Consider the following 6,918-nt stretch of genomic DNA (forward strand, 5'->3'; position numbering starts at 1 on the left):
AAAACCCGTGCCGATCAATCCAAATCGATTTCATCATGAACGCTTGGGAATGCTTACCACATCACTTGCCGGCATTACGATGAACTTCATGAGCGCGTTACTTGCGGCTATTCTCTTACCGCGCGTAAGCAATTCCATCCTTCAGCTTCTATTGATGCAGATTATGACGTATGGCGTGTTCTTTGGCGCATTTAATCTTTTGCCCATTCCGCCGCTTGACGGATCAAAAGTAATTATCACGTTTCTGCCGCGAAAATGGCAAATGCAGGTCTACCGGTGGGAGCGCTATTCACTGTGGATACTGCCTGTAGTCGTGTTTAGCGGTCTTTTCAGTAGCCTTGCGCAGCCTATTACGGAAGCGCTTCTTCGCGGAGTGCTGGATTTATCTTTTCGAATGTTGTAGAGCGGAAAGGGGAAGTTGTCTTGATTCAAGTTGAAATTCAACCTTTTTCCGGTCCTATGGATCTCTTGCTGGAACTTTTGCAGCAAGCAAAGATTGACATTTATGATATCGAAATATCTCTCATTACCGAGCGCTTTCTTGCCGTTATGCAAAACAGTGCTATTCCGGCGGAAGAATTGAGTGATTTTATTCGCATGGCATCCATTCTGGTACAAATGAAGGTTCGGATGTTAGTACAGGATCGGGACGAAGATGACGAGGTTATTTCCCGCGAGGAGATGATACGTCGTTTGTTAGAATATCGCACATTCAAGGAGCTTTCATCACGTCTTGCTTCGTTAGAAGATGAAGGATTTGGGATTTTCAGTAAGCTCGGTGAAGATCCGGCACGCTATCAATCGAAACCACAAGAAGTGTTGAGCGGAACGAAAGAAGATCTTTTCGATGCTCTTCGTTCTTTGCGAGAGCGACGCAATAGTCGTCGATTTACCTTTTCTCCGCAAGCGGTTATGGTGCGCGAGGAATACAGTGAAGACGTTGTCGCACGTCGTATACGGAATAAATTGGCAAAGGGGGAACGCTTTACATTCTTGGATCTTTTCGATGCGAAGGATGTAAAAAAAGGAAATGTCATTGTCACCTTTTTACTCTTGTTAGAGCTATCTCGACGTCACGCCCTTCAGCTTATGCAAAAACCCGGAAGCAAAGAGATTGCGATTCGTATGCAGAATCGAGATACGTTTAATCAGGTTCTCAATGGCATAGATCCATCTTCTGTGCAGGAAGATACCGATGCGCTATCGGAAACGGAGGCACAATGACTACCGATCGTGAATATAAATCCATAGTAGAAGGATTACTTTACGTATGGGGCGATCCATTGCCTTTAGCAGATATGGCGAAGGTTCTTTCGCTTTCTGTAAAAGAAGTTCGACGTCTGTGTGAGGAGCTCCAAGCGGAAATGGAACATGAACGTCGTGGGCTTGTGCTTCGCTTTTTAGAAGATGCTGTACAGCTTACGACGCGAAAAGAACATGCCAGCTATTTTGAACAACTGTTCGGTGAAGCGAAAAACAAGCGTTTGTCTAATTCATCACGGGAGACATTAGCCATTATTGCTTATAAACAGCCGGTAACGCGTGTAGAAATTGATGCGATACGCGGTGTTCGCAGTGAAAGTGCCTTGGATACGCTTCTTGACCGCGGTTTGATTGAAGAAGCAGGACATCTTGAACAGATTGGTCGTCCGATTCTGTATCGCACGACAAAAGCGTTTCTGCGTGCATTTTCGCTTTCTTCTCTTGACGAACTTCCTTCTCGCGCGGAAGTGGAGGCAATGTGGGAGAAGGCGGATGAGGATTAATCGGTATCTTGCGCGTTGTGGTATTGCTTCACGGCGAAAGGCGGAGGCACTCGTTCTTTCCGGGCGCGTAACGAAAAACGGGGAACTCGTCCATAATTTAGCCACAGATGTCAAGTCTTCCGACCAGATTTGTGTAGATGGTTCCGTCGTCGCTCTTCTTTCCGAACCTATTTTGCTGGCATATCATAAACCACGAGGAAGGATCTGTAGCCATCATGATCCCTTCGGTGCTCCAATCATTTACGACCAATTACCCAAAGAACAGGGGTTGTTCAGTATAGGACGCCTTGATAACGATTCGGAAGGTCTTCTGCTTGTAACAAATGATGGAAAACTTGCACAACGCATCGCCCATCCGTCGAACGAGACGGAAAAAGAATATATCGTTGTTCTGGATCGCCCCTTCACACGATCGGATGCCAACATTCTCCTTCGAGGATTACGGGTGGAGGGAACAGTCATGCGTATGGATGCGATTCAACCGTTTATCTCTGTCAAAGAAGACGGCGTATGGGAACAGGTTCTTTCCGATTGGCCGCCAACCTGCACCTCTTCCCATATTGTTCGCGTCATCCTACATGAAGGACATAAACGAGAAATTCGGCGCATGTTTGCCAAACTACATTATCAGGTTCTGCGCCTTATTCGAATACGAATCGGCTCGATTCGTCTGGAAGGCACGCTTGCCGGAGAATATCGACAGATAGAATGCGATGGAAAGGAACAAAGATGATGCGCTATGCGGAGATTGCTATACTTGGTATGGGGGCTTCCGGCTGCATGGCAGGCATTGCTTGTGCCAATGCAGGAAGGCGCGTTGCTCTCTTTGACCGCAATGAAAAAGTCGGTAAAAAAATCTATATTACGGGCAAGGGGCGCTGTAACGTAACGAACACAACGCCATTTCCGGCTTTTTTTGACAATATCTCTCGTAATCCGCGCTTTCTCTATTCTGCATTTCATCAATTCAGCAATCGGGACGCGATGGACTTCTTCACGCAGCACGGACAGCCGTTAAAAGTGGAACGCGGAGATCGGGTATTTCCAGTTTCGGATCATGCAAGCGACATCAATCGTGTTTTAGAGAAAACCTTGCGGAAAAACGGCGCAGAACTGTATTTTCATCATTGTGCAAAAGATGTCACTTACGATGAAAAAGAGAGACGCTTCTGCATAGTCTTTACCGATAAAGAGCCGTTTTACGCGTCGCGCGTTATTCTTGCCTGTGGAGGAAAATCGTATCCTTCAACAGGTTCCACCGGAGATGGGTATCGCTTCGCAAAAGCGTTCGGACATTCCCTTGTGCCGCTTTCTCCGGCATTAGTCCCGATTCTTCTGCAGGATGATTTTGTTTCCTCTTGGGAAGGGATATCGCTAAAAAACATCACACTAAATGCCTCGTGGAGAAACCGCAAAGAATCGCTCTTTGGCGAGATGCTTTTTACGCATGACGGCATTTCCGGTCCGGTAGTTCTTACGCTTTCTTCTCTTCTTAGTGGAAAAGAACAAAATGACGTTGTACTGTCCTTGGATTGGAAACCGGCCATGGAAGAAGAAGTTCTTCGCCGACGCTTGCTTCGGGAGCGGCAAAACGGAGCAAATCGTTCGCTGCGCACGCTTTTCTCTACGTTTTTACCAAAGCGATGTGTGGATGTTTTTCTACAAAAGGGAAACTGGGATGGGGCATCTCCCTTTCACAGTTGGACGAGAACAGAGGAAGATCGTTTCCTAAGACTGTTGAAGAATTTTCCGCTTTCTTACGCCGGATTGGCTTCTTTTTCTCAGGCGGTGATTACACGAGGCGGTGTAGAAGTGAAAGAAGTTTTCCCTAAGACCATGGCATCACGAAAACAAGAAGGGCTTTTTTTTGCGGGAGAAATGCTTGATGTAGACGGATTAACCGGAGGCTACAATTTACAGATTGCGTTTTCCACCGGCTTCGCCGCCGGTATCGGTGCGGCTGAGTCGTTAGCATAAGGCAGTTAAAGAGAAATGAGGAGAAGAGATGACGAAAACCATTGCGATTGACGGTCCATCCGGTTCGGGAAAAAGCTCTGTGGCGGATCGTTTAGCCGAGATGTTACAGATGGCGCATTTGGATACCGGAGCGATGTATCGTGCTATTACGCTCGACCTTTTAGAACAGGGAATAGAGGTCAATGATGAGAAAAGTGTCGAAGATCGGCTAAAAAAGTTGGATCTGCGTATAGAGAAGGATCGTGTTTTTTTAGGGGAGAGGGACGTTACTGCTCGTGTTCGTGCCGATGATGTCACGCAAAATGTCTCTGTTGTATCTGGCTACCGCGCTGTACGGGAAAAGATGGTTGCGATGCAGCAGAAGATTGCTTCTTCTGCGGATATTATTTTAGACGGACGGGACATCGGCACAGTAGTATTACCTCATGCCGATTTGAAAATCTTTCTTACTGCGTCACCCGAAGAGAGGGCAAGACGGCGGCTGCAGGATAAAAAATCCACGTCCTCCATGGCGTACGAGGAAGTTCTTTTAGACATTCGCCGTCGTGACCAGTATGACTCTACACGCGCCATTTCGCCTCTTCGTCAGGCGGAAGATGCCGTATGTATCGATTCGAGCAATATGACCATCGACGAAGTGGTCGAACGCATTATTCAGGAATGGCATCATGTTAATCCGATGGACTAAGCACCTTGCGCGGTGTATTCTTCGCCTTGTCTTTCGCTTTGAAACGAATGGCGATTTGTGCAACACCAAAGGGCCATACATTCTTTGTGCAAATCACCGTTCGAATTGGGATGCTCTTGCCATGCACGCCATTGCACCAGAGAATACCTATATCGTCGGCAAAAAAGAACTGTCCGATCTTCCGATCATTGGCACTTTTCTTCGACGCATTCAACTGATACCGATTGATCGGGAAGCGAACGACATAGGCGCACTGCGTCGAATGCTCGCAGTACTCAAGGATGGTGCTGTTTTGGGTATTTTCCCGGAAGGACATCGCTATGCCGACGCAGACCTTTCGCACATGAAAGAGGGAATTGCGTATCTGGTACAAAAAGCGAAAGTACCGGTATATTGTCTGTACTTGGATTCCGATTATCGTTTCCGTCATCGCTTTCAGGTCACTATTCGTCCCATGCTTTCCATAGAGGAATTATCCGGCTATTCTTCTCGTGCTGAACGAAAAGAGATGCTTCGACTCATTTATCAAACGATTTACGGGCTTTCTTTAGAGGGAGATGAGGTAGATGGACATTCAAATTGCTGATCATGCCGGATTTTGCTTTGGTGTGCGTGAAATAGACCGCAAAGCAAGCGAGGCGCTTGCCGATGCTAAAGGAAGAAAGGTCTATTCCTACGGTCCGCTCGTACATAATGCGCAATATGTCTCCCGGCGCGAGGCAGAAGGCATCCATGTTTTGTCCACACTACGCGAAGCAACAGTACTTGATAAAGATGCTATTCTGCTCCTTCGGGCACATGGCGTAACCGCGGAAGAGCGAAAAGAGTTAGAAGCTACCGGTGCGCGAATTATTGATGGAACATGTCCCGTGCTGTTGAATATTTACCGCCTCTTACAGGAAAAACAGAACCAGGGATATCGCTGTGTAATCGTCGGCGATGCGAAGCACCCTGAGGTCATCGCTATGCGCAGCAGACTTGATGCGGATGCACTAATTCTATCGACTCCACAAGAAGCTTCCGCTGTACAATCGGAGAAACCGTTGTTTGTCGTTTCGCAGACCACTAATCGCGAAGCCTACTTTCAAAATGTGGTTTCTGCATTGCCAAAAGATATAGAAGTGAACGTAGCGAAGACCATCTGTCGCGCAACCCAAGATCGACAGAATGCTTGTGAAGCATTGGCTCGACAGGTAGATCTTATGGTCGTAATCGGAGGAAAACATTCCTCCAATACCAATAAATTACGTCAGGTAGCGGAAAAAGAAGCAAAAAACGTCCAACAAATTGAAGTTTTCAACGATTTAACTTTACAAACCTACCCGATATTGAATAGAATAGGCATAACCGCCGGTGCGAGCACACCGGACTGGATTATTGAGGAGGTCGTTCAAGGGATGGAGAATTTTACGAAAGAAGATTTCATGGAACAAATCGAAGACAGTATGGTGAAGATTTATCCTCGCGATATTGTCAAAGGTACCGTCATCAGTGTAAAAGAGGATGAAGTCTATGTCGATATTCGTTATCGAGCAGACGGAATCATTAAAACGGATGAAATGACGGATGACGAACGCGGTAACACACGCGATCATTTCCATGAAGGGGACGAGATCGATGTCTATGTGATTAAGCTGGACGATGGCGAAGGTAATGTTATGCTGTCCACACGTCGTGTAGAGGGTCTCAAGAACTGGACGAAATTAATGGAGAAGTACGAAGCCGGCGAAACGATTGATGCCTTAATTACCGGAGATAATAACGGCGGCTTGGTAGCGAATGTCATGGGAATCAACGGATTCATTCCGGCATCGCAGATTGCCACGTACTTCGTTAAAAATTTCAAGCAATACATCGGTCAAACGTTGGAATGCAAATTCCTGTCGGTCGATGAGCGCAAGCGTCGTGTCGTTCTTTCGGCGCGTGCCGTTTTAGAAGAGCAATTAGACAGCGTATGGGAAAAGATTGTCGTCGGAGAAACGGTTAAAGGCAAAGTCGTTCGCATGACTGATTTTGGTGCCTTTGTTGATTTAGGCGGCGTTGACGGATTGATTCACGTTTCCGATATTTCCTGGCAGCGGATTGAAAAACCCGCAGATGTTTTAGAAATCGGACAGGAAGTGGAACCGGTGGTATTAAAAGCCAACCGTGACCGTAACCGAATTTCCCTTGGGTTAAAGCAGCTTATGCCGAAGCCTTTTGAGTTGTTTAAGCAGAATCATAAACCGGGAGACGTTCTTAAGGGAACCGTGGTAAATCTCCTTGATTTTGGTGCTTTTGTTCGTCTTGATGATGGGGTAGAGGGACTGATTCATGTCTCCCAAATTGCACATCATCACGTAGAGAAGCCGTCTGATGAATACAATATCGGACAAGAAGTCGAAGTGAAGATTTTGGAGATCGATGACGAGCGTCAGCGCATTGCGCTTTCCACCCGTGCGTTAGAAGAGCCGGTAGCCGAACAGAAAGAAGAAAACGAGACTTCGG

The 6,918-nt window shown here is 46.8% G+C and carries 7 protein-coding genes and 1 pseudogene; all 8 read left to right on the top strand.

Annotated elements, in window-relative coordinates:
* A pseudogene (locus RDL68_RS05720) lies at window positions 1–403 on the top strand (site-2 protease family protein); the annotation flags it as partial.
* 20 nt (window positions 404–423) lie between these two features.
* Window positions 424–1,224: a segregation/condensation protein A gene (locus tag RDL68_RS05725; RefSeq protein WP_308540722.1), complete on the top strand. Its 801-nt coding sequence runs from the start codon at window positions 424–426 to the stop codon at window positions 1,222–1,224.
* A complete protein-coding gene (scpB, locus tag RDL68_RS05730; RefSeq protein WP_308540723.1) occupies window positions 1,221–1,766 on the top strand; it encodes an SMC-Scp complex subunit ScpB in 546 nt (181 codons plus the stop codon). The genes RDL68_RS05725 and scpB overlap by 4 nt, the downstream gene beginning before the upstream one ends.
* Window positions 1,756–2,499, top strand: a complete 744-nt coding sequence (locus RDL68_RS05735) for a pseudouridine synthase (protein ID WP_308540724.1) — start codon at window positions 1,756–1,758, stop codon at window positions 2,497–2,499. The genes scpB and RDL68_RS05735 overlap by 11 nt, the downstream gene beginning before the upstream one ends.
* Complete coding sequence (locus RDL68_RS05740) at window positions 2,496–3,743, top strand: NAD(P)/FAD-dependent oxidoreductase (RefSeq protein ID WP_308540725.1); 1,248 nt, start codon at window positions 2,496–2,498, stop codon at window positions 3,741–3,743. Before RDL68_RS05735 ends, RDL68_RS05740 begins: the two co-directional genes overlap by 4 nt.
* A 28-nt stretch (window positions 3,744–3,771) precedes the next feature.
* Window positions 3,772–4,431 carry a (d)CMP kinase gene (gene cmk, locus RDL68_RS05745; RefSeq protein ID WP_308540726.1) on the top strand — a complete coding sequence of 220 codons (660 nt, stop codon included), beginning with the start codon at window positions 3,772–3,774 and terminating at the stop codon, window positions 4,429–4,431.
* Window positions 4,432–4,486: 55 nt separating this feature from the next.
* Window positions 4,487–5,017 (top strand): lysophospholipid acyltransferase family protein, encoded by a 531-nt coding sequence (locus RDL68_RS05750; RefSeq protein ID WP_308540727.1) that lies wholly within the window; start codon window positions 4,487–4,489, stop codon window positions 5,015–5,017.
* On the top strand, window positions 4,998–6,918 hold a 1,921-nt coding region (locus RDL68_RS05755), incomplete at its 3' end, for a bifunctional 4-hydroxy-3-methylbut-2-enyl diphosphate reductase/30S ribosomal protein S1 (protein WP_308540728.1). The genes RDL68_RS05750 and RDL68_RS05755, both read left to right, overlap by 20 nt.

Source organism: uncultured Murdochiella sp., from assembly GCF_902488755.1.
Classification (GTDB): Bacteria; Bacillota; Clostridia; order Tissierellales; family Peptoniphilaceae; genus Murdochiella.

What these genes read in the sequence shown, in the direction of transcription:
- RDL68_RS05740 (WP_308540725.1), top strand. Translation starts at nt 2,496, where the DNA reads ATGATGCGCTATGCGGAGATTGCTATACTTGGTATGGGGGCTTCCGGC.
- scpB (WP_308540723.1), top strand. Translation starts at nt 1,221, where the DNA reads ATGACTACCGATCGTGAATATAAATCCATAGTAGAAGGATTACTTTAC.
- cmk (WP_308540726.1), top strand. Translation starts at nt 3,772, where the DNA reads ATGACGAAAACCATTGCGATTGACGGTCCATCCGGTTCGGGAAAAAGC.
- RDL68_RS05735 (WP_308540724.1), top strand. Translation starts at nt 1,756, where the DNA reads ATGAGGATTAATCGGTATCTTGCGCGTTGTGGTATTGCTTCACGGCGA.